This is a genomic window from Vibrio nereis NBRC 15637 (assembly GCF_001591105.1).
Lineage (GTDB): Bacteria > Pseudomonadota > Gammaproteobacteria > Enterobacterales > Vibrionaceae > Vibrio > Vibrio nereis.
The window spans coordinates 26,005-51,358 of record NZ_BCUD01000006.1 but is presented as its reverse complement, the minus strand read 5'-3'; the positions used below and the strand labels follow the sequence as shown (position 1 = coordinate 51,358).

Genomic DNA, 25,354 nt, shown 5'->3' with positions numbered 1-25,354 from the left:
TCACTGCTTTTTGGTTTGAATGGTAAATTTATATGGTGTTTTTGGCTTTAGGGTTGCGAATAGATGAGCGTTTGGTCATTATGCTATTCCATATATATCGATTGAGTAGCAAATATGACTGCTCAGCACGCACAACATCAATGAAAATATAAGTAAAGGGTCTCTAGTGAAACAGACTTTAAAATTAACAGACATCATAGCCGTAGGCTTTATGCTTTTTGCCTTCTTTTTAGGCGCGGGTAATATTATTTTTCCTCCTTTTGCAGGGCAACTAGCTGGTGACAACCTTTTACCTGCGATGACAGGTTTCCTTTTAACTGCCGTTGGTTTACCCCTGATTACTATTATTGCTATTGCACTGGCTGGTGGTAGCTGGGAGCACATGACGAAAGATCTGCCTAAGCGTGCCGCAATTATTATGGCGGTGTTGATCTTTATCATCATCGGCCCTGCATTTGCTGCCCCACGTACAGGTTTGGTTGCCTATGAAATGGCGGTGAAGCCTTTCATTGCTGATGCAGGCCAATTCCATCTAACGGCATTTTCAGTCATTTTCTTTGCTGTTGCTATGTTGTTTGCATGGTTCCAAGGCCGCCTGATCGATATGATCGGTAAAGTACTGACTCCTGTGCTATTCATTGGCCTGATCACGTTGGCAATTGCAGTGTTTGTCGATCCTCAAGGTGAAGTTTTAGCGGCTCAAGGTGAGTACCTCGCTTACCCGCTACAAAAAGGCTTCCTTGAAGGTTACAACACGATGGACACTTTTGCGTCTCTGATGTTTGGTGTACTAGTGGTTGACGCCTTGCGCAGCAAAGGCATTACAGATGATGCTGCGACCACGAAATACTTGATCAGTGCGGCATTTATTGCAGCGGCAGGTCTAGCGTTTGTTTATATTTCGCTGTTCTACCTAGGTGCGACTAGTGCTGCTGTTGCAGGTGGTGCGGACAACGGTGGTGCTATCTTGAGCGCATACGTGCAGTCTCTATTTGGACCATATGGCCAGCTAGTTCTATCTGCCATTGTACTGCTGGCGTGTTTAACAACAGCGATTGGTTTGATTTCTGCGTGTTCTGATTACTTCCGTTCGATCTCTGCAGTGCCTTACAAAGCTTGGGTTATCATTATCGGTACAGCATGTGCAGTCGTTGCGAATGTCGGTCTTTCTCAGCTAATTTCGCTATCGGTTCCAGTACTGTTTGCACTATACCCGGTTGCAATTGCGCTGGTGGCTCTAACCTTTGTGCGCAAGCTACTGCCAAATCCAAAAGTCGCTTATCGCGTGGTTATCTTAGTGTCGCTGCTATTCGCTCTTATCGATGCTGCAAAAGTCGCTGGTGTAGATGTTTCAGCACTAAACGTATTGCCACTATTTGATGTGGGTATGGGCTGGTTACTGCCGACTGCTGCTGCGATTGTTGCAATGTTCTTTGTAGCGAAATCTGCTGAGCCATCTTTCGTCGAAGAAGCTGCATAATCAAGCGTCATAACTGAAAGGAAAATCCCCTGCAATGCAAGGCGTAGCAGGGGATTTTTGTATCTGATGGATTATTACGCAATATCAAAAAATTCCTGTATCTTCATCACACTTTTCAGTACAATTCTTCGGTTAAATTCTACTCATAAATGTTGAGCAAACATGTTTGAAATCAATCCTATTAAAAACCGCTTACAGGACGTGTCTGAGCGCACGAATGTCCTGAGGGGGTATCTTTGACTATGACGCTAAACACGAGCGTCTAGAAGAAGTAAACGCAGAACTGGAACAACCGGATGTATGGAACGAACCTGAACGTGCCCAAGCGTTAGGTAAAGAACGTGCATCATTAGAAGCCGTTGTTGAAACGATCGACCAACTAGATCAAGGTGTAGAAGACGTTGAAGGTCTACTAGAGCTTGCTGTTGAAGAAGAAGACCAAGAAACATTTGATGAAATTGAGCCTGAACTGGCTGAGTTAGAAGCTAAGCTGGAAAAGCTGGAATTCCGTCGTATGTTCTCAGGCGATCATGATTCGTCCGATTGCTATATTGACCTTCAGTCTGGTTCGGGTGGTACTGAAGCACAAGATTGGACTTCAATGATGCTGCGTATGTATTTGCGCTGGGCTGAAGCGAAAGGCTTTAAGACCGAAGTGATCGAAGTTTCGGAAGGTGAAGTTGCTGGTCTTAAAGGCGCAACAGTGAAGATCTCTGGCGAATACGCTTACGGTTGGCTACGCACAGAAACAGGTGTTCACCGCTTGGTACGTAAGTCACCATTTGACTCAAGTGGTCGACGCCATACTTCGTTTGCATCTGCGTTTGTTTACCCAGAGATTGATGACAACATCGATATCGACATTAACCCATCGGATCTGCGTATTGACGTTTACCGCGCATCTGGTGCGGGCGGTCAGCACGTTAACACCACGGAATCTGCGGTCCGTATTACGCACGTACCGACGAATACAGTGGTTCAGTGTCAGAACGACCGTTCTCAGCACAAAAACAAAGATCAAGCGATGAAGCAACTACGTGCAAAATTGTTTGAACTTGAATTGCAAAAACAGAATGCTGAGAAACAAGCAAACGAAGATGCTAAGTCTGACATCGGTTGGGGTAGCCAGATCCGTTCTTATGTTCTGGATGACTCCCGAATCAAAGACCTACGCACAGGCGTTGAAAACCGCAACACTCAAGCGGTCCTAGACGGCGACCTAGACAAATTTATTGAAGCTAGCCTGAAATCAGGCCTTTAAGCTTTTCACCGACACTCAAAGCGAAACAGGATACATCGAAAAATGACTGATGCTGTTCAAAACGACAACGTACAAGAAGAAAACAAGCTGATTGCTGAACGCCGCGCGAAACTGGACGAGATCCGTAAGAGCTGCAAAGCAAACGGCCACCCAAACGACTTCCGTCGTGACGCACTAGCGGGCGACCTTCAAAAAGAGTTCGGTGAGAAGACGAAGGAAGAGCTAGAAGAGCTTAACCACGTAGTTGCAATCGCAGGCCGTATTATGGCGAAACGTGGTCCGTTCCTAGTGATCCAAGAAACTTCAGGCCGTATTCAGGCGTATGCTGCAAAAGACGTACAGAAAGAGCTTAAAGCAAAATATCAAGGTCTAGATATCGGTGACATCATCGGTGTGAAAGGTGCGCTGCACAAGTCTGGTAAAGGCGACCTATACGTCAACATGGAAGAGTACGAGTTGCTGACTAAAGCGCTACGTCCTCTACCAGAGAAGTTCCACGGTCTAACAGACCAAGAGATGCGTTACCGTCAGCGTTACGTTGACCTAATCGTGAACGAAGACTCGCGTCAGGCATTCATCGTACGTTCTAAGCTGGTTTCAGCGATTCGTAACTTCATGAGCGCAAAAGGCTACTTAGAAGTCGAAACGCCAATGATGCACGTGATCCCTGGTGGTGCGACAGCGCGTCCATTTATCACTCACCACAACGCGCTAGATATCGATATGTACCTACGTGTTGCACCAGAGCTATACCTCAAACGCTTGGTTGTGGGTGGTTTTGACCGTGTATTCGAAATCAACCGTAACTTCCGTAACGAAGGTTTGTCTCCTCGTCACAACCCAGAATTCACTATGATGGAATTCTACCAAGCTTACGCGGACTACAAAGATCTGATGGATCTGACGGAAGAAATGCTAAGCACAGTAGCGATGGAAGTTCTTGGTTCAACATCCATGCCTTACGGCGAAGAGACGGTAGAGTTCGGCGGTACTTACGCGCGCATGAGCATGTTTGAAGCGATCAAACACTACAACCCAGATCACGAACAAATTCAGGCTCTGACTGAAGAAGATCTGCAAAACCGTGAACTAATGGTTTCGATCGCGAAATCGGTACACGTTGAAGTAGAAACTTTCTGGACATGTGGTCAACTACTTGAAGAGATCTTTGGTGAAACGGCGGAACCTCAGCTAATTCAACCAACGTTCATCACGGGTTACCCAGCGGATATTTCTCCACTGGCACGTCGTAGCGATGACAACCCATTCTTCACTGACCGTTTCGAATTCTTTATCGGTGGTCGTGAAGTAGCGAATGGTTTCTCTGAGCTGAACGATGCGGAAGACCAAGACGCACGCTTTAAAGCGCAAGTTGACGCGAAAGACGCGGGCGATGATGAAGCAATGTACTACGATGCAGATTACATCACTGCACTAGAGCACGGCCTTCCACCAACAGCGGGTCAGGGTATTGGTATCGACCGTCTAGCGATGCTATTTACCAACACGCACACAATCCGTGACGTGATTCTGTTCCCAGCAATGCGTCCGCAAGCTTAAGCAATAGAATGAGTTAAGAGTTTAAAAGCCACCTCCGGGTGGCTTTTTTATTGCCGAAAAATCAGTATTAAAGAAATCATGCGGGATTAGTCAGCTTCGCTAAGGCAAACAATATCGTACTCTAATTACCTATTTGCTCTACATTTACGTGCTACATATCCTTATTTTCGTAAATCAAATCGTTTGTAACAGGAAGCGGGAGCCTTATATCGTGAAAACTTTCTTTGAACCGCATTCCATATCGTGTGGAAAAATCGATATCCACCGCGTAGTCTTATAAGTAAGACAGATTCTCTGCTTAAGTCTCTATATTGTAACTGCAAAATTACATGTGCTATTGATAGCACTGCATTGGTTTTATTAATAATAAGGATTAGACCGTATGCGTAGTCAGTTTAGGATGGATTCCGTTCCTGGTTCCCTTGTTGTGGTTGGGGGGACCTATGAGCCTTGGCTTTCAGTATTAGAACAAGTGGGTTGGAGATGTACACAGTGTGCCGATTTGCGTAAGGCAGACACATTATTCAGTGAAACTGGCCCATGCATTGGCATTGTCGATCTCAGTCATGATGAGTTCAGTTTAAATGGCATTGCGAATTTAGTGAGTAATCACAAGCAAATTCGCTGGATCGCGTTTATTCGTGAGTCTCAACTGAGTTCGGATACTATCTGCCAATTTATCGTTAACTTTTGTATCGATTTCTTTACTGCGCCGATCCCGGATGCGCAGCTACTCAGTACCATTGGACACCAGCTAGGTATGTTAAAGCTGGAAAAAAAGGTATGGCCTCACTACGGTAATAACAGTGATATGGGGCTGATTGGCGAGTCCGTTCCAATGAAAAGGCTGCGAGATCAGATTAAACGCATTGGGCCGACCGATGTCAGTATTCTTATTTATGGTGAGAATGGAACAGGCAAGGAGACAGTTGCTAAAGCTGTTCACAAAACCTCTTCGCGTGCCAATAAGGAGTTTATCTCCGTTAATTGCCGAGCGATGCCTGAAAGAAGTATCGAAAGCGATCTATTCGGTATCAATCGTGAAGATCCTTCAGAGCCTTGTTTATTAGAGCGGGCAGACGGAGGGACCATTCTCCTAAATGATATTCTCACTCTGCCGAAATCTCAGCAAGTGAACTTATTGAGGTTCCTTCAGGAAGGGACAGTAGAAACCGATAGTGGTCGCAAAGAAGTGGACGTTCGTGTTCTTGCAGCAAACTCTGCTGATATTGAAAAAGCCTTGATTGATGGTGACTTTAATGAAGAGCTTTATCATTACATCAATGTTTTGCGTATTAATGTCCCAAGCTTGAAAGAAAGAGCGGGAGATATAGCGATTCTGGCGCGATATTTCTTGCAAGAGTATTCCAAAGAATACAACGCACAGGCAAGGAGCTTCACGGAGCAAGCAGCGCGTACATTAACGCGTTACCATTGGCCAGGTAACGTTCGAGAGTTGATGAACCAAGTCAAACGTATCGTCTTAATGTCAGATACGGTGATGCTAGACGAAGAACATCTCGACCTACCTAAGCGCAGCGATGGCAAGCGCAGTCTTAAAAGTATTCGTGAACGCAGTGAAAGGGACGCATTGTTGTTGGTTCTAGAGTCGCATTCGGGACAAGTTTCTATGGCAGCGAAAGAGTTGGGAGTATCGCGTGCGACGATGTATCGCCTACTGAATAAACACAACCTAATTAGTGACGCAACGGTCTAATGTATGCGAGAGAGTGAATAAGCTGCCCTGAGGAACAGTGTGGCTTACTCACCAGATAACAGTATCTACGGCTAACTTGTTATTTACAGGGTGAATATCTTATTCCAAAGCATTGTTAGGCTTCATTTCTGGGGTAATACATTGTTTTAATTTTAAATGTTACAAAGTGGTTGAAATATCACCTCATATGCATAGAATTTAACAATGAGCTTAGGCTCATAACCTACATACACACCTATTTGGATTAATACATAGCTAGGAGGCACACAATGAAACAATTGAACGCAATGTCATTGAACTGTGCTTCTGATGATCTAACCGTATCTGTAGCCGCTTTTACCAAGCATTAAGCTCGATATGTCTGATCATAAGTCTAACCAAGCAATGTAGTTAATCCGTAACCTTTTTCTTTAAATTGGCTGCGGAAAAGCAGCGAATTTTTAGATCCGCCTTATTTTCATGGATTCGTTGATCTTTTCTCAGCCTCATTGTAACTGGAGAATTATCATGAACCATTCTTTATATCTAAAATTAGCCACCGTATTGATTAAAGCCGATCTTCGCCGTGAAGAGCGCGCGTGGAAACGTAAAGTAAGACGAAGCGCTTTTGATATCCCTTGGCACAACAAACATTTGCTCAAAGATATAGGCTTAGGTTTGGATGGTCGTTTGCTAGGGCGCAGTGAGCCTGAAAGCGTCACCGTTGAACGTCGTATTCGTCACCTTCGCCGAGTGCTGACTGCGCGAATACCGACGTAATTAAGAGGGGCTGGTTTAACTTCCAGCCCCTCTAACTTCGCGCCAGCTTTATGAACTATAAGGCTGGCAACTTTGCATTGATGGATGAGCACAAGCTTTATGTGCTGCATTTATCACTTGATAACAAATACGTTACCCCGCTCTCGCTCCATTAGGCATTATTGATTCAGGGCAAGCCAAACAGGGTTGTAGTTTATCTTCATAGCCGATGTCAAAAAGCATCCCTTGAGATACCTCACCAGCCATCTTTCTTTCAGGCAGGTTGACTACGAATAGCGCCTGTTTTCCCTCAATTTCTTTTGGGTTGTTTCGTTCTTGTTTGATGCCAGCCAAGATAGAGCGAGTATGATCCCCAAAATCTACGGTAAGTTTCATCAGTTTGTCTGACTTTATGACTTCACTGACTTCGATAATTGTGCCCACTCGGATATCCACTTTGGCAAAATCGTCGAACGTGATCTCTTCTTTAATTGGAGCTTGCTTCATATCTTAATCCTTAGCGTTTTTCTTTCCGTGTCATTTGCCAATTAAGGACACGGGTTGGAGTAAGTTGTGCCAATCTCTTGTAAACCTTGCAGTAACTCATCCGTTAATTCGACATCTAAGCTGTCGATATTGGATTTGAGTTGCTCTAAGTTTGTGGCTCCGATGATGTTGGCGGCGACAAACGGACGTTGGTTGACAAATGCAAGCGCCATTTGTGCCGGGTCGAGACCATGCTCTCTCGCTAAATTGACATAGGCTTCCGTGGCCTGGATGCCTTGTGGCGTAAAGTAGCGTACGAATCGTTCGAATAAAGAGCATCTTGCCCCACTTGGCTTTTGTCCGTTTAGGTATTTACCGCTTAAACAGCCAAATGCGAGGGGAGAGTATGCGAGTAGTTGGACGCCTTCATAGTGGCTGATTTCAGATAGGCCGACTTCAAAGCTTCTGTTCAATAAATTGTATGGATTTTGGATGGAGACAATTCTTGGTAACTCGTGTTTTTCTGCCAGACGCAGCAAGCTCATCACTCCCCACGGTGTTTCATTGGAAACCCCGATATAACGAACCTTGCCCGCTTTGATGAGTTCAGCGAGTGCTTCTAACGTTTCAATTAATGTGACTTCTTCTTGCGAGTCAGGGTTGGGGTAATTTAACTGACCAAAGCAGTTTGTCTGTCGCTGCGGCCAGTGCAGTTGATAGAGGTCGACATAATCAGTCTGAAGCCGTTTTAAGCTGTCATCAATGGCTAAGTGGATATTACGTCGATCAAGGCTCATATTGTCGCGAATATACGGCACGTTGCGAGGCCCAGCGACTTTGGTAGCAAGGATGACTTTTTCTCGTTTTCCTGATTGTTTCAACCAGTGTCCAATATACTCTTCTGTTCGTCCTTGTGTCTTTGCCTGCGGAGGGACCGGATACATCTCTGCTGTATCAATAAAATTGACGCCTCTTTCAACAGCATAATCCAACTGCTCAAAGGCTTCCTGCTGAGTATTCTGTTCACCAAAGGTCATGGTGCCAAGACAGATTTTACTCACCTCTAGTGTAGAGTGAGGTAACTTATTGTATTGCATGAACCTTCCTTGTCATTTTCGATTTTATCTCTCCAATATAGGGGATTAAAGCATCGGAAAAAATGGGGCGGGCCAACAATTTCGCAATTTTTGTGCTATTGGCTAAAATTATCTGATGGAGGTGAACTATGAAGATGACCCAGTTAGATAAATGGATGCATGCGTACCATAAGCACAGCCAATCTCCGAAAGTATTTGTGATTGGCTGTGCAGATCTATCTCAGTATTTGTTGGCCGTTGAGTACAAACATAAGCTCGAGCCCATCAAAGTGGATGATGAGCCTGTCCACTTTGACTCTCTTGATCAGGTCAAAGAAGAGCTGACAAGATTAGGGGTAGAGCGTGCGTATTTACGATTACACAATGCTTATGATGAGTGCGGGGCAGGCGACGGACCACTGTATCAGGATGTCGAACTTTCGCTTGTTCATTAAGCGAAGTTCTGCTCCAAAATCTTCGCGGTAAACTGGGTGCGTAGGTAAAAACCGCGCGGAAGGGTTTTGATTGGTTTACCACTAGCGCCATACGCTTCTGTGAGGGCTCGGCTGTTGGCTGCTTTTGGTCTCAGTTGCAGCACTTCTCCATGACGCGCCGTGATTTGCTCTACTTGACCGATAACGATCATTTCCATCAGTTCTTCCCAGTCTACTTTCAACTGCGACTCTTCTTCTTTTGTTGGCGACCAGATCAGTGGAGAGCCAACCCGTCTTTCTGCCAAAGGGATTTCTCGTTCACCTTCAACCGGAATCCACAGGACGCGAGAGAGCTTATTACGAACATGGCTCGTTTCCCACGTGAGTCCTTGTACACCAATAAGAGGAGCCACGCAGACAAACGTGGTTTCTAGAGGTTTACCCGTATAGCTAATGGGAATGGTTTTGAGTTCAATCCCCAGTCGCTCAAAGTCTTGTTGAGGTTTGCTTCCTGAATTAGCGCCTAAATGCCACTCTAGAAGCTGTCCGACCCAGCCTTTATCTCGTTTTAAATCTGGCGGTACAAGCATTCCGGCCTCTTCAGCAAGCTCTGCGAAAGTGATTCCTGCGATGTTCTGCGCTCGCTCCATAAGCTCTGCTTCGGATTTTGGTTCTGGTTTCATAGTGATCTTATGCTTGGGGTTACTAGGCCTTATTGTAGCGGAAATTAATCTTATTTTTATCGTGTGGACTTCGATCATTTTGTCTGAATGATCGTCACTTTATGGTTATCCACAAGCTATCTCAAGAAATCACGGTAAATAAAAGAACATGTATGAATAAACAGTGTTTTATCATTCGCTTTGTACTTGAATAATTTAAAATAAACGGAATCGATACATATTGTTTGTGGGTAAGTGTAGGGGTGGTTGATCTTTGACCGATCTAAGTCGGTTGTAAGTCTATTTACACATCCAGCTGATTTTAAACTCTCGTTTCTTTTCCAAGTTGTTGTTTTTGTTTTTATTTTTGTTTTTGTTTTTGAATGGTAGAGTAATGAAATGGCGCTATGTTTTTTTGAGGGAATCGCTTGCGCTCTAATTCTTCACATAGTTATACACAGAAAAGGTGAATAAATGTGGTCTATGTCTCACCCTAGTGTGCATAACCTTTGTTCTGGCGAAAACTTATCCATTATGGGGGAGGAAAGCGATATTTTCTGGCTTAGTCACACTAGTAAGTTTGCTCCTATTGGGGATATGTGGAAAAATCACTGTAATTAAAGATTTTATTAGAGGTTGGCCAGTGATAGATGGCGATGGTTACCGCTTAAATGTGGGTATTGTAATCTGTAACAACCATGGTCAGGTCTTCTGGGCTAAACGATACGGACAACATTCATGGCAATTCCCTCAAGGGGGCATTGATGAAGGTGAAACTCCCGAGCAGGCAATGTATCGAGAGTTGTATGAAGAGGTTGGTCTTACTAAGGATGATGTGAAAATCGTTGCAACAAGTCGTCATTGGTTAAGATATAAATTACCCAAACGCCTTGTTCGTTGGGAGTCCAAGCCCGTTTGTATCGGTCAAAAACAGAAATGGTTTCTACTGCGTTTGGACTGTGATGAGTCTAAAATCAATATGCTCCGTGGTAGCTCCCCTGAGTTCGATGGTTGGCGTTGGGTAAGTTATTGGTATCCAGTTCGGCAAGTGGTTTCTTTTAAACGGGACGTTTACCGTCGTGCAATGAAAGAATTTGCTTCGATGGCGATGCCATTTAAAGAACGTAAAGCAAAACATAAGCGTAAACACAGAAGAGGATAGACATGCTTTCTCAACTAAGGGAAATAGTTGAACAAGTCTCTAAAGTCGAAGATGTTCATCAAGCTTTAGACATCTTGGTTAAGCAAACATGCAGTGCGATGAGCACTGAGTGCTGTACCGTCTATCTGGCTAATGAAGAAATGCAGCGCCTTGAACTGATGGCGACACAAGGGCTGCGTTTTAAAGGCGATAAAATTCATATTCGCTTCAGTGAGGGGTTAGTTGGTTTGGTCAAAAGGAGTGCCGAACCCCTTAACTTAGCTGAAGCGTCTAAGCATCCTAACTTTAAATATTTTTCAGAACTCGGCGAGGAGATTTACCAAAGCTTTCTTGGTACGCCGATCATTTACCGCAAACAAGTCTTGGGCGTTCTCGTCGTTCAGCAAAAGCAGCCTCGTCAGTTTAACGAGATGGAAGAATCTTTCCTCGTTACTCTAGCGGCGCAGTTGGCGGTGATCATTGCGCATGCGCAAACCCAAGGGTTATGGCGTTTAGAAAAAAAACAGCAAGCGATACGTGGGGTACCGGCTTCTCCTGGTGTCGCGATCGGGGAGTTTTGGCTAGACGACACTCAGCCAGAGTTGTCGGAAGTTTGCCCCGCATCAACGTTAGATGTTGAGCGTGAACAAGAGCTTTTGTTGCTTGCGATTGAAGCGGCATTAAATGATTTTCGCCGCATGCGTAAAAAGCTAGATAGCGAAATTAACAAAGACGCTTTGGCCATTTTTGACTTGTTTACGCACTTACTCAATGACCCTATGTTGCGTAAAGATCTGAAGGCGCAAATCCAAAAAGGCGATCGTGCTGATTGGGCGCTGAGACAGATTGTAGAAAGTTACTCAAATCGCTTTGCGCGTATGTCGGATGTCTATCTTCGTGAACGGGCACAAGATATTCGTGAACTAGGGCATCGATTACTCTACTTCTTACACAATACCGAACAAGAGCAACCAGTATTAGAACACCCTGTTATTTTGGTGGTTCGGGAACTGACTGCTACCACATTAGCTTCCATTCCTAAAGACAAACTCTTAGCGGTGGTCTCGACGGAAGGGGCTGCGAATTCACACGCGGCAATACTGTCTCGCGCGTTAGGCATCCCTGCTGTGATGGGCGCGGGTATTAACCTTAAAGCAATCAGTGGTAAAAAGGGTATTGTTGATGGATACAGCGGTAAGATTCTGGTTACCCCAAGTCGTCAGTTATTAAAAGAATACCGCGCGCTGGTCAATGAAGAGCGTGAATTGTCTAGCATGGTGAATCAGCGCATTCTTGAGCCTGCATGCACCAAAGATAATCAGCGTATTGAAATCTTGCTTAATGCAGGGCTGAGCGCAGATACCAATATTGCTGAAAACCAAGGTGTTGATGGTGTAGGTTTGTATCGCACTGAAATCTCTTTTCTCCTACAGCATCGTTTTCCGTCTGAAGAAGAGCAGACTCAGCAATACCAAGCGGTGCTCAACACCTATCCAAACAAACGTGTCGTCATGCGGAGCTTGGATATCGGTGGTGATAAAGCGCTGCCTTACTTGCCTATTGAAGAAGATAACCCATTCCTTGGGTGGCGGGGAATTCGGTTTACTCTCGATCACCCAGATATCTTTTTGATGCAGATACGAGCGATGATGCGAGCCAGTGCAGAAAGTCAGAATTTGAGCATTTTGCTGCCTATGGTGTCTGGCGCGCAGGAGTTAGACGATGCGATTGATTTGATTGAGCGTGCTTATCAGGAAGTATCAGAAATTGATGAGCGTATCAGGATGCCTGAAATTGGCGTCATGATTGAAGTGCCTTCGATGATTTACCTGTTACCTCTGATCGCGGATAAAGTCGACTTTGTTTCAATTGGTACCAATGATTTAACTCAGTATTTATTGGCTGTTGACCGCAATAACGCGCGGGTATCTGATGTGTACGAATCTATGCACCCAGCAGTTATCATGGCCCTCGACCAGATACAAAAAATGTGCGATCGCTTGAATCTACCGGTCTGTATTTGTGGTGAGCTGGCAGGGGAACCTATTGGTGCTTTACTGATGGTTGGCTTGGGCTACCGAAGCTTAAGTATGAACACCTCCAATGTCGCGAAAGTGAAGTATTTATTGTGCCAGGTTGATAGCACAGAGCTCAAAGCACTGGCCGATAAAGCGTTAATGCAACCTTACGGCAATGAGATTTACAATATGATGCGAACCTTCTTCGAAGATAAAGGGTTTGCTGGATTTATTCGTGCGGGTAAACGATAGGAAATACCGTGAACATTGAGTTTTTGATTCTGCTTCTCATGCTGGGTGGCTTTGTTGGCATTATGGCTGGGCTACTTGGTATCGGTGGAGGCCTAATTGTCGTCCCCGCATTGATCCTGTTATTACCGATGGCCGGTATTGACCCCCAGATCAGTATGCAAATCGCGTTAGCCACTTCTTTAGCCTCTATTATTGTCACCTCGGGCTCGTCAGCGTTTAACCATTTTAAATTGGGGAATGTCGATATCTTCGTCGTCAAGTGGTTAATGCCAGGTGTGGTCATCGGCGGCTTTTTAGGCGCAAACGTCGCAGATTGGATCCCTTCTCATTATTTGCCTAAGGTCTTTGGCGTTATCGTCTTATTGCTTGCCATCCAAATGCTGCTCTCCATTAAAGGTAAATCCGAGCGAGTCATGCCGGGTAGCGGAGCAACCATGGCGATCGGAACAGGAATCGGTATGGTGTCAAGCTTGGCTGGTATCGGTGGTGGGTCACTTTCTGTGCCATTTCTAAACCGACACGGCATTGAAATGAGGCGAGCGGTGGGGTCGTCGTCCGTATGTGGTTGCTTTATCGCTATGTCTGGGATGCTTGGTTTTATCCTCAATGGATATAAAGTGGATGCCTTACCGGATTACAGTATTGGCTACGTTTACCTTCCTGCGCTGATTGCTATTACTTCTACCTCCATGTTAACCACTCGATTTGGCGCAAAATTAGCGACCACGATGCCCACTGCGAGGCTTAAGAAAATCTTTGCAATATTTTTGATGTTTGTTGCAGGAACTATGTTACTTTGACGCACTCTCATCTCTATCTTCGTAATTTTTGAACTTCAAAAGAGTAATAATCCTATGTCTCAGGGGTATCTTGATTTTCCTAATATCGATCCTGTGTTGATCTCTTTCGGGCCAGTATCCATTCGTTGGTATGGCTTAATGTATCTGGTTGGTTTTGTGTTTGCTTTGTGGTTAGCAAATCGCCGTGCAGATAAGCCCGATAGTGGATGGACTCGCGATCAAGTCTCTGATCTCCTGTTTGCAGGTTTTTTAGGTGTAGTGGTTGGTGGCCGAGTCGGCTACGTACTTTTCTATAATTTTGATTTATTTCTGCAAGATCCACTTTATCTCTTCAAAGTGTGGACGGGAGGCATGTCATTCCACGGTGGCCTGCTGGGTGTGATCACTGCCATGTTCTGGTACGCGAAGAAGAATGGCCGCACGTTTTTTGGCGTCGCAGACTTTATCGCGCCATTGGTACCATTTGGATTAGGTGTTGGTCGTTTAGGTAACTTTATGAACAGCGAGCTATGGGGCCGTGTGACTGATGTGCCGTGGGCATTTGTGTTCCCAAATGGTGGACCTTTCCCAAGACACCCATCCCAGCTGTATGAAATGCTGCTAGAAGGCGTTGTTCTCTTCTTTATTCTGAACTGGTTCATTAAAAAACCGCGTCCACTTGGTTCGGTGTCAGGGCTATTTTTAGCTGGATATGGTACATTCCGCTTCCTCGTAGAGTACGTGCGCGAACCTGATGCGCACCTGGGCTTGTTTGGTGGCTTTATTTCCATGGGGCAAATATTGTCATTGCCTATGGTCATTGTCGGTATTCTGATGATGATTTGGGCTTACAAACGTGGCCACTACAAAGACGAATTACCACAACAGACGAAGTAAGGAATTGGTGTGAAGCAGTATTTAGATCTTTGTCAACGCATCGTTGACCAAGGTGAATGGGTTGAAAACGAACGTACAGGCAAGCGCTGCTTGACGGTTATCAATGCTGATCTTACGTACGATGTTGGCAACAACCAGTTCCCTTTAGTAACAACGAGAAAAAGCTTTTGGAAAGCGGCCGTTGCAGAGCTACTGGGCTATATCCGTGGTTACGACAATGCGGAAGATTTCCGCAAGCTAGGTACGAAAACTTGGGATGCAAATGCCAACCTGAATGACGCTTGGTTGAATAACCCATACCGTAAAGGTGAGGATGACATGGGACGCGTTTATGGCGTTCAAGGCCGTGCTTGGGCTAAACCAGACGGTGGTCACATCGATCAATTGCGTAAGATAGTCGATGATTTGACGCGTGGAGTGGATGATCGTGGTGAAATTTTAAATTTCTACAACCCAGGTGAATTTCACATGGGGTGTCTGCGCCCTTGCATGTACAGCCACCATTTCTCGCTACTCGGCGATACTTTGTACCTAAACAGCACGCAGCGTTCTTGTGATGTGCCGCTAGGCCTTAACTTCAATATGGTTCAGGTTTATGTTTTCCTTGCTCTGATGGCTCAAATTACGGGCAAGAAGCCTGGGCTTGCGTACCATAAGATTGTTAACGCACACATTTATGAAGATCAGCTCGAGTTAATGCGTGATGTTCAGCTTAAGCGTGAGCCACTAGCATCACCAACGTTCCACATTAATCCAGAGATTAAATCTTTGGAAGACCTAGAAACCTGGGTCACATTGGATGACTTTTGGGTTGAAGGCTACGAGCACCATGACGCGATTAAGTATCCGTTCTCTGTGTAATTAAGCGGAAATAAATTGAAAGGGCTAACCCATTGTGGGTTGGCCCTTTTTTGTTGGCCTGGGTTATACCTGTAAGGCGGTTTTTGTGGGAATACCCTGAATACGTATGGTTGTGTTTGTTCACTATGGAAAGTCTGATCTAACAACCTAGGCTAAGTATTTTTGAGCTTCACTTGTGTCTCTGGGCAGATATTCAAGATTAGTAGTAAGACTCATCGGTGCAGACTTGGGGTGGTAGAAAGTTGAGAGATGAAACGGGAGATGTAAAAAAGCCCTCTACTTTCGTAGAGGGCTAAATAAGCAAGCGATGGTGTTCGTTTGTTATTATGCTGTCAGAGTCAAGATAGTACCTGGTAGTACGATAAACACTGCCATTAGGTATCCTGCCACAACTGCCTTATTTTTTACTGCCATGTCAGAAATAATGTCTGCACCTTTTACTGGCAGTTCACGTAGGAACGGGATGCCGAAGATAAATACGGTTGCCATTAGGTTGAATACTAAGTGTACCAGCGCAATTTGCAGAGCGAATACAGCAAACTCACCAGATACAGCGGTTGCAGCCAGCAACGCAGTAATACAAGTACCGATGTTCGCGCCTAGAGTGAATGGGTACACATCACGTACTTTAAGCACGCCTGAGCCAACCAGTGGAACCATTAGGCTCGTTGTTGTTGATGAAGACTGAACCAGTACCGTCACGATAGAGCCAGACACGATGCCGTGAACTGGGCCACGACCGATGGCATTCTTCAGAATTTCACGTGCACGGCCAACCATTAGGCTCTTCATTAACTTACCCATTACGGTAATAGCTACGAAGATCGTCGCAATACCCAATACGATAAGCATGATGCCGCCGACAGTATCACCAAAAGTTGCTAGCGGTTCTTTAATCGCGCCTACAACAGGCTTCGTCATTGGCTTGATGAAGTTGAAGCCTTTGATGCTCATGTCACCAGTTGCTAGAAGAGGAGACACCAACCAGTGTGAGATCTTTTCTAGGATGCCAAACATCATTTCTAGAGGTAGGAAGATAGCTACCGCAAGAAGGTTAAAGAAGTCATGGATGGTTGCACTTGCGAACGCTCGCTTGAACTCTTCTTTGCAGCGCACGTGTCCAAGTGACACAAGAGTGTTTGTTACTGTTGTACCGATGTTCGCGCCCATAACCATTGGAATGGCGGTTTCTACCGGTAGACCGCCGGCAACAAGGCCCACGATAATTGAAGTCACAGTACTAGAAGACTGAATAAGAGCGGTAGCGACTAGACCAATCATTAGGCCTGCGACAGGGTGAGAAGCGAACTCAAACAACACTTTTGCTTGATCGCCTGTTGCCCATTTAAAGCCGCTGCCAACCATAGATACAGCTAGTAGCAGTAGGTATAACATGAATGCCAAGTTAGCCCAGCGCAGCCAACGAGTCGTGCTCGAAATAGGAGCCGCTGTAGTAGTAGCTTGGTTCATAATTTTTCTCCGTGGACCGTTTTTGTCTATTGGTGGTCTGTTGTTGAAACTGAGGGCGATGTTAGAGAGGAAATATTTCAGTAATATTACAGTTGTATGTAACGAAGAATATTTTGTGAGCAGGTGTTCAATTAGGAGTGAGGGGAGAGTTTTTTGTGTGGTTAAGTTTTTGATATTTAATTAATTTGTCTTTTTTGGGGCTAGAGACGAATTTAAATTTATTTTTGTTCATTCCATCTTTTTCGGCCTAATTATGACAGGCCTGTCATAAATCTTTTTATAACCTTTCGGTAAATATATTACTATTGAGAGTTTTGTTCGTATAAATCGAACTATTGTTGTCTGATGGAGGTTTTGCTATAACGCACAATTGAGTTAGTGATTCGAGTTCGTGATATGTCCCACCTAAATTACAATCATCTTTATTATTTTTGGATGGTTTGCAAACAAGGTTCTGTAACCAAAGCGGCTGATGCATTGTTTCTTACTCCGCAGACGGTCACGGGCCAGATCAAAGCGCTGGAAGAGCGTATGGACGGCAAACTGACTAAGCGAAATGGGCGCACTATTGAGCCAACCGAGCTAGGGCAGTTAGTGTTTAAATATGCTGACCGCATGTTTGGCCTGAGCTACGAGATGCTTGATATCGTGAACTACAGCCAACGTTCCAACATCCTGTTTGATGTTGGCGTGGCAGACGCGTTATCTAAACGTTTGGTCAGCAAAATTCTCATGACAACGGTGCCGGATGACAACAGCATTCACTTGCGCTGTTTTGAATCTACCCATGAAATGTTGTTGGAACAGTTATCGCAGCACAAGCTGGATATGATTTTGTCTGATTGTCCGGTGGATTCAAGCCAAAGCCCGGGGTTATACAGTAAAAAGCTTGGCGAATGTAACATGAGCTTTTTCTGTGCTGGTGGTGTTGAAGGTGTTCAATTTCCTGCGGTACTGGAACAGCGGAAATTATTGATCCCAGGCAGCCGCACGGCCATGGGACGCAAAGTTTTACAGTGGTTTGATAGGCAAGGGTTACAGCCGAATATCTTGGGCGAGTTTGATGATGTTGCGCTGATGAAAGCTTTCGCACGTTACCATCGCGATGCTATTTTTCTTGCGCCTTCTCTGTATTTTTCTGAAGTGGAAAGTGACCTTCCTTTGCAGTTAATTGGTCATATGGAAGAATTGAAAGAAGAGTATTATGTGATCTTCGCAGAACGAATGATACAGCATCCAGCGGTAAAAAATGTCTGCGATGCGGACTTCACCTCGTTGTTTAAGTAAGCTTTTCTTTTATAACAAATAGATTAGTTGTCACGGATCGATTACTATCTTTGTTGCAAAAGTGCAACGCGGTTGGTAAGTGAAGCCAAGTAGATATCCTTATAGGTATAGAGGATAGAAGCGTTGCGAAGGTATTATAGTTGTATTGTGGTTTCAAGAGGTGCTAGCCGATGGATTTACAAGAGATGGAAAAAAACTCTGCGCAGGCGGTAGTACTATTAAAAGCAATGGCGAATGAGAGAAGGCTGCAGATCCTGTGTTTGTTACACAACGATGAGCTTTCCGTAGGTGAGTTGTCGAGCAAGCTTGAACTTAGCCAGTCTGCGTTATCTCAGCACCTCGCTTGGCTAAGACGTGATGGGTTAGTGAATACACGTAAAGAAGCGCAAACCGTGTACTACACACTGAGTAGCGAAGAAGTAAAATCCATGATCCAGTTACTTCACAGTCTGTATTGCGAGAAGTGATTATTTTTGAAGAGGCGAATGCCTCTTTTTTATTTTCTCGAGATATAAAAAAACCGGCGTTAGCCGGTTTTTTCTTTCACTGAGAAATCAGAGTTCTATTAAAGAGCTTTGATTGCTGCAGAGAAACGAGACTTATGACGTGCAGCTTTATTCTTGTGAATAAGGCCTTTAGTCGCCATGCGGTCTAGGATTGGTGTAACTACTGCAAATGCTTCAGTTGCAGCAGCTTTGTCGCCTGCTTCGATAGCAGCAACAGTTTTCTTCATGTAAGTGCGCATCATAGAACGACGGCTAGCGTTGTGCTGACGACGTTTCTCAGCTTGGATAGCGCGCTTCTTAGCAGATTTACTATTTGCCAAGGGTCTAACTCCCAAAAACTTAGTTCGGTGACAATTTAAGGGCGAGGAATATCCCCTATTTGCGCTTAAATGTCAAATGGTTTGTGTAAAAACCCATCAAAACCAAACAAATTTTGGATAAGAGAGGTCTTCACGGTTAAGATGGCGGGATTCTAACAGTATTTTTTTTTCATTGCTAATACTAATCTGCTCTCTACCAAGTTATTCCTAAGAAACAGAGACGCTTTATTTTTGGTATTAGAACATTCCAGGGGTATTTGTGAGTAAACGTCTTCTTAGGTCAGGCATGATTGTCAGTGCTATGACTTTGATTTCGCGCGTGCTTGGCTTAGTGCGTGATGTAGTGGTGGCAAATTTAATGGGGGCAGGCGCCAGCGCGGATGTCTTCTTCTTCGCCAACAAAATTCCTAATTTTTTGCGTCGCCTATTTGCTGAAGGAGCGTTCTCCCAGGCATTCGTGCCCGTTTTGACAGAGTACCACGCGAGCGGTGATATGGATAAGACTCGGCAGCTTATTGCAAGAGCGGCTGGTACCTTGGGGGGTATTGTCTCTGTTGTGACGTTATTCGGGGTCATTGGATCCGGTGTTGTAACAGCACTATTTGGCTTTGGCTGGTTTTTGGATTGGCTTAATGGAGGCCCATCGGCAGAAAAGTTTGAACTGGCGAGCTTTATGCTCAAAATCACCTTCCCATATTTATGGTTTATTACCTTTGTTGCCCTTTCTGGCGCTATCCTCAATACCCTAGGGAAATTTGCTGTCTCTTCATTTACCCCTGTTTTTTTGAATGTGATGATCATTTTTTCTGCATGGTTCATCGCACCTCAGCTCTCTCAACCAGAAATAGGTTTGGCTATTGGGGTCTTTCTAGGTGGTTTGGTTCAGTTTCTCTTTCAGATCCCATTCCTAATCAAAGCGGGTGTGATGGTGAAACCCAAATGGGGATGGCGAGATCCCGGAGTCGTTAAAATTCGCACATTAATGATCCCAGCATTGTTCGGTGTGTCTGTCAGCCAAATAAACTTACTGTTTGATACTTTTATTGCGAGTTTTCTTCAAACGGGTTCAATTAGCTGGCTTTATTACTCTGATCGTTTACTGGAATTCCCACTAGGCCTGTTTGGTATTGCGATTGCGACCGTTATTCTGCCAGCGCTTTCACGTAAACATGTTGATGCTCACAGCGAAGGTTTCGCGCACACAATGGATTGGGGTGTTCGCATGGTCACCTTGCTGGGTATTCCCGCAATGCTCGGCCTAATGGTGCTCGCGAAGCCTATGCTGATGGTGTTATTTATGCGTGGTGAATTTTCCCCACAAGATGTTGAGTTTGCGTCGATGTCTTTAATTGCTTACGCAACAGGGTTGTTGAGCTTTATGCTAATTAAGGTTTTGGCGCCTGGTTACTACTCGCGCCAAGATACGAAAACCCCTGTGAAGTACGGCATTATTGCCATGGTCTCTAATATGGTGTTTAACGCGATATTTGCCTGGTTCTACGGTTATGTTGGGTTAGCCATTGCGACAGCACTGTCTGCACTGGTTAACATGTCTCTATTATATAGAGGGCTACATCGCTCAGGTGTATATCAATTAAGTAGAAAGACCATCACCTTTATCGTGAAGCTGATTGTCGCTGGTGGTGCGATGGTTGCAGTTATATTGTGGCAATTGGAAGAAATGTCTGTTTGGCTGCAATGGAGCCTTTTGGAACGCATTATGTGGTTGGCGATTTTGATTGCACTTGGAGTTGGGGTTTATCTATTCACCTTAGTGACTCTAGGTGTTCGCGTAAAAGATCTAAAAGCAGCGACAGAATGACGGTGATTAGTATATAATTCGCCAGTTTCACGCAATGTAAATTATTAGAACACAGGTTTTAGCAGCGTCCAATGGAATTGATTCGAGGTATTCACAATATCAAACCACACCATCATGGGTGTGTATTGACGATCGGAAACTTCGACGGTGTGCACTTAGGGCACCAAGCGGTATTACGTCAAGTGTCTGAACAGGCAGAAAAATTAGGCTTACCTTCAACGGTAATGACGTTTGATCCCCAGCCATTGGAGTTGTTTGCGAAAGACAAAGCGCCAGCGAGGCTAACTCGACTGCGGGATAAATTTGTTCAGCTGAGCAAACTGAACCTAGAACGCTTGCTGTGTGTTAATTTTAATCAACATTTCGCTAGCCTGACGGCAGACGAATTTATTCGCGACTTGTTGGTGGAGCGATTGGGTGTTAAGTTTCTGGTCGTAGGTGATGATTTCTGCTTTGGTCGTGGCCGACAAGGCAACTTTGAAATGCTTAAACAAGCAGGACAAAAATACGGTTTTGAAGTTGTTAGCACCCAGAGCTTTTGCATGCAGCGACTTCGCGTAAGCAGTACTGCGATACGTGAAGCATTAGCGCAAGACAAACTTGATGTTGCTGCAGAAATGCTGGGTCGTGATTACAGTATTAGTGGTCGAGTTTCTCACGGTCGTAAATTAGGAAGGACCATAGGTTTTCCTACCGCTAATATCCCACTGAAGCGTTGCGTGTCGCCAGTCTCTGGGGTTTATGTCGTACAAGCACTAGGCTTGGGAGATAACCCAATTGGTGGCGTAGCAAACATTGGCAACAGACCAACCGTGAATGGTGTGCGCCAACAACTAGAAGTACATTTATTCGACTTCCATGCTGACTTATATGGTAAGCAGTTGGAAATTGTACTTTTACATAAGCTTCGAGATGAGCAAAAGTTCGAGTCTTTTGAAGCCTTAAAACAACAAATTGAATTGGATGCTGAGGCAGCAAGGGTGTGGTTGCGTCAGCTTAAACGTCAAGTGGTTTAGTCCACCAACTTGGCATAATGTCTAACATTCGCCCAACACAACGGAATTAAGAATCGATGAGTGAGTATAAAGATACCCTGAACCTTCCTGAAACAGGGTTTCCGATGCGCGGCAATCTGGCGAACCGCGAGCCAGAAATGCTTAAGCGTTGGTACAAAGAAGACCTTTACGGTGAAATCCGTAAAGCGAAGAAAGGCAAAAAATCTTTCGTTCTACACGACGGCCCTCCATATGCCAACGGTGACATTCATATTGGTCACGCGCTAAATAAGATTCTTAAAGACATTATTATTAAATCCAAAACACTTTCAGGTTTTGACGCACCTTATATTCCTGGCTGGGACTGCCACGGTCTACCAATTGAATTAATGGTAGAAAAAAAGGTAGGTAAGCCAGGTCAAAAAGTGACAGCTGCTGAGTTCCGCGAAAAATGTCGTGACTACGCTGCTGGTCAGGTTGAAGGCCAAAAAGAGAGCTTTAAGCGTCTTGGCATTATGGGTGAGTGGGATAAGCCTTACCGCACGATGGATTTTGGCACAGAAGCGAATATTATCCGTGCATTAGGTAAGATCGCCGATAACGGTCACCTACTGAAAGGTTTCAAACCAGTTCACTGGTGTACAGATTGTGGTTCGGCGCTTGCTGAAGCAGAAGTAGAATACAAAGATAAAGTATCACCTTCTATCGATGTACGTTTTAAAGCGGCAGATGAAGCGACACTGTTGTCTAAATTTGCGTTGAGCGAAGGTCATGAAGGCAAGGGCGATATCTCAATCGTTATCTGGACAACAACGCCTTGGACGCTACCAGCAAACCGTGCAGTCTGTCTACGCGACGATCTAGAGTACGTATTGATCCAAGTTGAGGGTGACAACCCAGAGCGTATTATCGTGGCTTCTGAGCTAGCGAAAGACGTGATGGACCGTGCAGGTATCGAGCACTTCCATAACTTGGGCTTCGCGAAAGGTGCGGACTTAGAGCTTGCTCAGTTCAACCACCCGTTCTACGACTTTAGTGTTCCTGCAATCCTTGGTGATCACGTCACAACGGATTCTGGTACAGGTGTGGTTCACACAGCACCTGGTCACGGTCAAGAAGACTTCGCAGTTGGTCAAAAATACGATTTAGAAGTGGCGAACCCAGTCGGTTCAAACGGTGTTTACTTACCTGACACTGAGCTATTTGCTGGTCAGCACGTATTCAAAGCGAACGATGCTGTGGTTGAAACGCTTAAAGAAAAAGGTGCGCTGCTGCATCACCATGCGTACGAGCACAGCTACCCGCACTGTTGGCGTCATAAGACTCCAATCATCTTCCGTGCAACACCACAGTGGTTCGTATCTATGGACCAAGCAGGCTTACGTGCTAAAGCACTAGAGTCAATCAAAGGTGTTCAGTGGATGCCTGAGTGGGGTCAAAGCCGTATCGAAGGTATGATCGAAGGTCGCCCAGAATGGTGTATCTCTCGTCAGCGTACTTGGGGTGTGCCAATCGCACTGTTTGTTCATAAAGAAACGGCAGAGCTTCACCCGAACACGTCTGAGCTGATTGAAAAAGTGGCTCAACTGGTTGAACAAAAAGGCATTCAAGCTTGGTGGGATGTTGATGCAACAGAACTACTGGGCGAAGACGACGCAGCAAACTACGAGAAAGTGTTAGATACACTAGATGTATGGTTTGACTCTGGTGTCACCCACTTCTCTGTTGTTGATGCTCGTGAAGAGTACAACGGCCATAGTGCAGACCTTTACTTAGAAGGTTCTGACCAACACCGTGGTTGGTTCCAGTCTTCGCTGATTTCATCGATCGCGATGAAAGACGAAGCGCCGTACAAACAAGTTCTGACACACGGCTTCGTAGTTGACGGTCAAGGCCGTAAAATGTCGAAATCTATCGGTAACGTTGTTGCGCCTAAAGATGTGACTAACAAACTGGGTGCGGACATTCTGCGTCTTTGGGTTGCATCTACGGACTACACTGGTGAAGTTGCGGTTTCAGATGAAATTCTAAAACGCAGTGCTGATGCGTACCGTCGTATCCGTAACACAGCACGTTTCTTCCTAGCGAACCTAAACGGCTTCAACCCTGAAACGGACCTAGTTCCAGCTGAAGAGATGGTAGCATTGGATCGCTGGGCAGTAGGTCGCGCGCTAGCGGCTCAAGAAGAGATTGTGAAAGCGTACGGCGAGTACAACACGCACGCGGTTACGCAGCGCTTAATGCAGTTCTGCTCAATTGAAATGGGCTCATTCTACCTAGACGTGATCAAAGACCGTCAGTACACAGCAAAACATGGTGGCAACGCGCAACGTAGCTGTCAGACTGCGCTTTACTATATCGTTGAAGCTCTCGTTCGCTGGATGGCACCAATCATGTCGTTCACAGCAGATGAAATCTGGAATGAAATGCCGGGTCAACGTGACAAGTTTGTCTTCACTGGTGAGTGGTTCGACGGTTTGTTTGGTCTAGCGGAAGGTGAAGAGCTAAACAACGACTTCTGGACTGACATTCAAGCTGTTCGTGGTGGTGTAAACAAACTGCTAGAAGCTGCGCGTAACGAGAAGACTATCGGTGGTGCACTGCAAGCGGAAGTGACGCTATTTGCGGAAGACGCTCTAGCGGCGAAAATCAACAAGCTAGAAGATGAGCTTCGTTTCGTTCTACTAACTTCAGCAGCGACGGTTAAGCCTCTGAGCGAAAAAACGGACAACGCGCAAGAAACAGATGTTGAAGGCCTGTTTGTTGAGGTGAAAGCAACAGATTCTGAGAAGTGTGAGCGTTGTTGGCACCACACTCCAGAAGTTGGCACAATCGAGGGGCACGAGAAAATTTGTGGCCGTTGTGTGTCGAACATTGATGGTGAAGGTGAAGTGCGAAAATACGCATAACACATTGAACTTTCTTTAGTATTTGCAGCCCCAGTATTTACTGGGGCTGTTTTTAGGTAAAGTAATGAGTGAAAAAGCACTAACATTGAAGCAATCAGGAGTGCGCTGGCTTTGGCTCGCGATCCTAGTGTTTGTCGCCGATATCGGTATCAAGTTTTTGGTCATGGAGAATATGGGGTATGGCTGGCCTAATCGCATAGAAATCTTGCCATTCTTCAACCTTCTCTATGTACACAACTATGGTGCTGCCTTCAGTTTCCTGAGTGATCAGGCGGGTTGGCAACGTTGGCTATTTACAGGCATTGCATTTATTGTCAGTGGTTTACTGACGTATTGGATGAGCAAACTACCAGCGACTGAAAAATGGAATAATGTTGCTTATGCGCTCATTATTGGTGGTGCGGTCGGTAACGTGTTTGATCGCGTCGTGCATGGTTTTGTGGTGGATTACTTAGACTTTTACTGGGGTAACTATCACTGGCCAGCATTTAATTTAGCTGATATGGCCATTTGTCTAGGTGCAGCGATGATCATCTTTGATGGTTTCCGCTCCAAACCAGACTCAACCTCGTAGTCAGAAAATCGATAACCTTAGGCGCTGTCCGTTGATTCGGAGAGCGCTTTTTTATATAAGATGGTTAACGCTGCCACCTTCTCAATTGGCGGCAAAAAATAAAATATCA

At 45.1% G+C, this 25,354-nt stretch carries 22 protein-coding genes; 17 read left to right on the top strand and 5 right to left on the bottom strand.

Annotated elements, in window-relative coordinates; genetic code table 11:
- Window positions 1-166: 166 nt before the first annotated feature.
- From brnQ to VNE01S_RS08225, 5 genes are all read left to right on the top strand, one after another.
- A complete protein-coding gene (gene brnQ, locus VNE01S_RS08245) occupies window positions 167-1,480 on the top strand; it encodes a branched-chain amino acid transport system II carrier protein (RefSeq protein ID WP_053394131.1) in 1,314 nt (437 codons plus the stop codon).
- Window positions 1,481-1,642: 162 nt separating this feature from the next.
- A protein-coding gene (gene prfB / locus VNE01S_RS08240; RefSeq protein ID WP_156309770.1) for a peptide chain release factor 2 occupies window positions 1,643-2,741 on the top strand; the annotation gives its coding sequence in 2 pieces (ribosomal slippage) (window positions 1,643-1,717 and window positions 1,719-2,741; 1,098 coding nt in all).
- 42 nt (window positions 2,742-2,783) lie between these two features.
- Window positions 2,784-4,301: a lysine--tRNA ligase gene (gene lysS / locus VNE01S_RS08235; protein ID WP_053394129.1), complete on the top strand. Its 1,518-nt coding sequence runs from the start codon at window positions 2,784-2,786 to the stop codon at window positions 4,299-4,301.
- A gap of 382 nt (window positions 4,302-4,683) precedes the next feature.
- Window positions 4,684-6,018 (top strand): cyclic-di-GMP-binding transcriptional regulator VpsR, encoded by a 1,335-nt coding sequence (vpsR, locus tag VNE01S_RS08230; RefSeq protein ID WP_053394128.1) that lies wholly within the window; start codon window positions 4,684-4,686, stop codon window positions 6,016-6,018.
- Window positions 6,019-6,525: 507 nt separating this feature from the next.
- On the top strand, window positions 6,526-6,777 hold the full coding sequence (locus VNE01S_RS08225; RefSeq protein WP_053394127.1) for a hypothetical protein: 252 nt from the start codon (window positions 6,526-6,528) through the stop codon (window positions 6,775-6,777).
- A 132-nt stretch (window positions 6,778-6,909) separates the two neighbouring features.
- On the opposite strand, the gene VNE01S_RS08220 is transcribed toward VNE01S_RS08225, so the two are convergent.
- Window positions 6,910-7,263 (bottom strand): tRNA-binding protein, encoded by a 354-nt coding sequence (locus tag VNE01S_RS08220; protein ID WP_053394126.1) that lies wholly within the window; start codon window positions 7,261-7,263, stop codon window positions 6,910-6,912.
- Between the two features lie 41 nt (window positions 7,264-7,304).
- Window positions 7,305-8,339: an NADP(H)-dependent aldo-keto reductase gene (locus VNE01S_RS08215; protein ID WP_053394125.1), complete on the bottom strand. Its 1,035-nt coding sequence runs from the start codon at window positions 8,337-8,339 to the stop codon at window positions 7,305-7,307.
- A gap of 128 nt (window positions 8,340-8,467) precedes the next feature.
- Here VNE01S_RS08215 and VNE01S_RS08210 point away from each other — a divergent pair, with 128 nt between their 5' ends.
- On the top strand, window positions 8,468-8,773 hold the full coding sequence (locus VNE01S_RS08210) for a DUF6482 family protein (protein ID WP_053394124.1): 306 nt from the start codon (window positions 8,468-8,470) through the stop codon (window positions 8,771-8,773).
- Here VNE01S_RS08210 and mutH read toward each other — a convergent pair.
- Window positions 8,770-9,435 carry a DNA mismatch repair endonuclease MutH gene (mutH, locus tag VNE01S_RS08205; RefSeq protein ID WP_053394123.1) on the bottom strand — a complete coding sequence of 222 codons (666 nt, stop codon included), beginning with the start codon at window positions 9,433-9,435 and terminating at the stop codon, window positions 8,770-8,772. The two genes, VNE01S_RS08210 and mutH, sit on opposite strands and share 4 nt — an antisense overlap.
- Window positions 9,436-10,057: 622 nt before the next feature.
- On the opposite strand from mutH, the gene rppH reads away from it, so the two are divergent.
- Genes rppH through VNE01S_RS08180 form a run of 5 tightly spaced genes read left to right on the top strand, consistent with a single transcriptional unit; the run spans window position 10,058 to window position 15,362 of the window.
- The gene (gene rppH, locus VNE01S_RS08200; protein WP_053394306.1) at window positions 10,058-10,576 is read left to right on the top strand and encodes an RNA pyrophosphohydrolase; all 519 of its coding nucleotides are present in this window, start codon (window positions 10,058-10,060) and stop codon (window positions 10,574-10,576) included.
- Between the two features lie 2 nt (window positions 10,577-10,578).
- A complete protein-coding gene (ptsP, locus tag VNE01S_RS08195; protein WP_053394122.1) occupies window positions 10,579-12,825 on the top strand; it encodes a phosphoenolpyruvate--protein phosphotransferase in 2,247 nt (748 codons plus the stop codon).
- 38 nt (window positions 12,826-12,863) lie between these two features.
- Window positions 12,864-13,625: a sulfite exporter TauE/SafE family protein gene (locus tag VNE01S_RS08190; protein ID WP_156309775.1), complete on the top strand. Its 762-nt coding sequence runs from the start codon at window positions 12,864-12,866 to the stop codon at window positions 13,623-13,625.
- A gap of 54 nt (window positions 13,626-13,679) precedes the next feature.
- Window positions 13,680-14,501 carry a prolipoprotein diacylglyceryl transferase gene (gene lgt / locus VNE01S_RS08185; protein ID WP_053394120.1) on the top strand — a complete coding sequence of 274 codons (822 nt, stop codon included), beginning with the start codon at window positions 13,680-13,682 and terminating at the stop codon, window positions 14,499-14,501.
- 9 nt (window positions 14,502-14,510) lie between these two features.
- The gene (locus VNE01S_RS08180) at window positions 14,511-15,362 is read left to right on the top strand and encodes a thymidylate synthase (RefSeq protein WP_053394119.1); all 852 of its coding nucleotides are present in this window, start codon (window positions 14,511-14,513) and stop codon (window positions 15,360-15,362) included.
- Window positions 15,363-15,686: 324 nt separating this feature from the next.
- Here VNE01S_RS08180 and VNE01S_RS08175 read toward each other — a convergent pair whose 3' ends face one another.
- Window positions 15,687-16,832 carry a Na/Pi symporter gene (locus VNE01S_RS08175; protein WP_053394118.1) on the bottom strand — a complete coding sequence of 382 codons (1,146 nt, stop codon included), beginning with the start codon at window positions 16,830-16,832 and terminating at the stop codon, window positions 15,687-15,689.
- A gap of 396 nt (window positions 16,833-17,228) precedes the next feature.
- On the opposite strand from VNE01S_RS08175, the gene nhaR reads away from it, so the two are divergent.
- Both nhaR and VNE01S_RS08165 read left to right on the top strand, forming a co-directional pair.
- Window positions 17,229-18,119: a transcriptional activator NhaR gene (gene nhaR / locus VNE01S_RS08170; RefSeq protein ID WP_053394305.1), complete on the top strand. Its 891-nt coding sequence runs from the start codon at window positions 17,229-17,231 to the stop codon at window positions 18,117-18,119.
- Between the two features lie 170 nt (window positions 18,120-18,289).
- Window positions 18,290-18,586, top strand: coding sequence for an ArsR/SmtB family transcription factor (locus VNE01S_RS08165; protein WP_053394117.1), 297 nt, complete (start codon window positions 18,290-18,292; stop codon window positions 18,584-18,586).
- 98 nt (window positions 18,587-18,684) lie between these two features.
- Here the strand turns inward: VNE01S_RS08165 and rpsT are convergent, their stop codons facing one another.
- On the bottom strand, window positions 18,685-18,945 hold the full coding sequence (gene rpsT, locus VNE01S_RS08160; protein ID WP_053394116.1) for a 30S ribosomal protein S20: 261 nt from the start codon (window positions 18,943-18,945) through the stop codon (window positions 18,685-18,687).
- Between the two features lie 259 nt (window positions 18,946-19,204).
- On the opposite strand from rpsT, the gene murJ reads away from it, so the two are divergent.
- From murJ to lspA, 4 genes are all read left to right on the top strand, one after another.
- Window positions 19,205-20,767 carry a murein biosynthesis integral membrane protein MurJ gene (gene murJ / locus VNE01S_RS08155; RefSeq protein ID WP_053394115.1) on the top strand — a complete coding sequence of 521 codons (1,563 nt, stop codon included), beginning with the start codon at window positions 19,205-19,207 and terminating at the stop codon, window positions 20,765-20,767.
- A 71-nt stretch (window positions 20,768-20,838) separates the two neighbouring features.
- Window positions 20,839-21,783, top strand: a complete 945-nt coding sequence (ribF, locus tag VNE01S_RS08150) for a bifunctional riboflavin kinase/FAD synthetase (RefSeq protein ID WP_053394114.1) — start codon at window positions 20,839-20,841, stop codon at window positions 21,781-21,783.
- Between the two features lie 56 nt (window positions 21,784-21,839).
- A complete protein-coding gene (gene ileS / locus VNE01S_RS08145) occupies window positions 21,840-24,671 on the top strand; it encodes an isoleucine--tRNA ligase (RefSeq protein ID WP_053394113.1) in 2,832 nt (943 codons plus the stop codon).
- Between the two features lie 64 nt (window positions 24,672-24,735).
- On the top strand, window positions 24,736-25,245 hold the full coding sequence (lspA, locus tag VNE01S_RS08140; protein WP_053394112.1) for a signal peptidase II: 510 nt from the start codon (window positions 24,736-24,738) through the stop codon (window positions 25,243-25,245).
- The last annotated feature ends 109 nt before the right edge of the window (window positions 25,246-25,354 follow it).

What these genes read in the sequence shown, in the direction of transcription:
- lysS (WP_053394129.1), top strand. Translation starts at nt 2,784, where the DNA reads ATGACTGATGCTGTTCAAAACGACAACGTACAAGAAGAAAACAAGCTG.
- vpsR (WP_053394128.1), top strand. Translation starts at nt 4,684, where the DNA reads ATGCGTAGTCAGTTTAGGATGGATTCCGTTCCTGGTTCCCTTGTTGTG.
- VNE01S_RS08225 (WP_053394127.1), top strand. Translation starts at nt 6,526, where the DNA reads ATGAACCATTCTTTATATCTAAAATTAGCCACCGTATTGATTAAAGCC.
- VNE01S_RS08220 (WP_053394126.1), bottom strand. Translation starts at nt 7,263, where the DNA reads ATGAAGCAAGCTCCAATTAAAGAAGAGATCACGTTCGACGATTTTGCC.
- VNE01S_RS08215 (WP_053394125.1), bottom strand. Translation starts at nt 8,339, where the DNA reads ATGCAATACAATAAGTTACCTCACTCTACACTAGAGGTGAGTAAAATC.
- VNE01S_RS08210 (WP_053394124.1), top strand. Translation starts at nt 8,468, where the DNA reads ATGAAGATGACCCAGTTAGATAAATGGATGCATGCGTACCATAAGCAC.
- mutH (WP_053394123.1), bottom strand. Translation starts at nt 9,435, where the DNA reads ATGAAACCAGAACCAAAATCCGAAGCAGAGCTTATGGAGCGAGCGCAG.
- ptsP (WP_053394122.1), top strand. Translation starts at nt 10,579, where the DNA reads ATGCTTTCTCAACTAAGGGAAATAGTTGAACAAGTCTCTAAAGTCGAA.
- VNE01S_RS08190 (WP_156309775.1), top strand. Translation starts at nt 12,864, where the DNA reads ATGCTGGGTGGCTTTGTTGGCATTATGGCTGGGCTACTTGGTATCGGT.
- lgt (WP_053394120.1), top strand. Translation starts at nt 13,680, where the DNA reads ATGTCTCAGGGGTATCTTGATTTTCCTAATATCGATCCTGTGTTGATC.
- VNE01S_RS08175 (WP_053394118.1), bottom strand. Translation starts at nt 16,832, where the DNA reads ATGAACCAAGCTACTACTACAGCGGCTCCTATTTCGAGCACGACTCGT.
- nhaR (WP_053394305.1), top strand. Translation starts at nt 17,229, where the DNA reads ATGTCCCACCTAAATTACAATCATCTTTATTATTTTTGGATGGTTTGC.
- VNE01S_RS08165 (WP_053394117.1), top strand. Translation starts at nt 18,290, where the DNA reads ATGGATTTACAAGAGATGGAAAAAAACTCTGCGCAGGCGGTAGTACTA.
- ribF (WP_053394114.1), top strand. Translation starts at nt 20,839, where the DNA reads ATGGAATTGATTCGAGGTATTCACAATATCAAACCACACCATCATGGG.
- ileS (WP_053394113.1), top strand. Translation starts at nt 21,840, where the DNA reads ATGAGTGAGTATAAAGATACCCTGAACCTTCCTGAAACAGGGTTTCCG.
- lspA (WP_053394112.1), top strand. Translation starts at nt 24,736, where the DNA reads ATGAGTGAAAAAGCACTAACATTGAAGCAATCAGGAGTGCGCTGGCTT.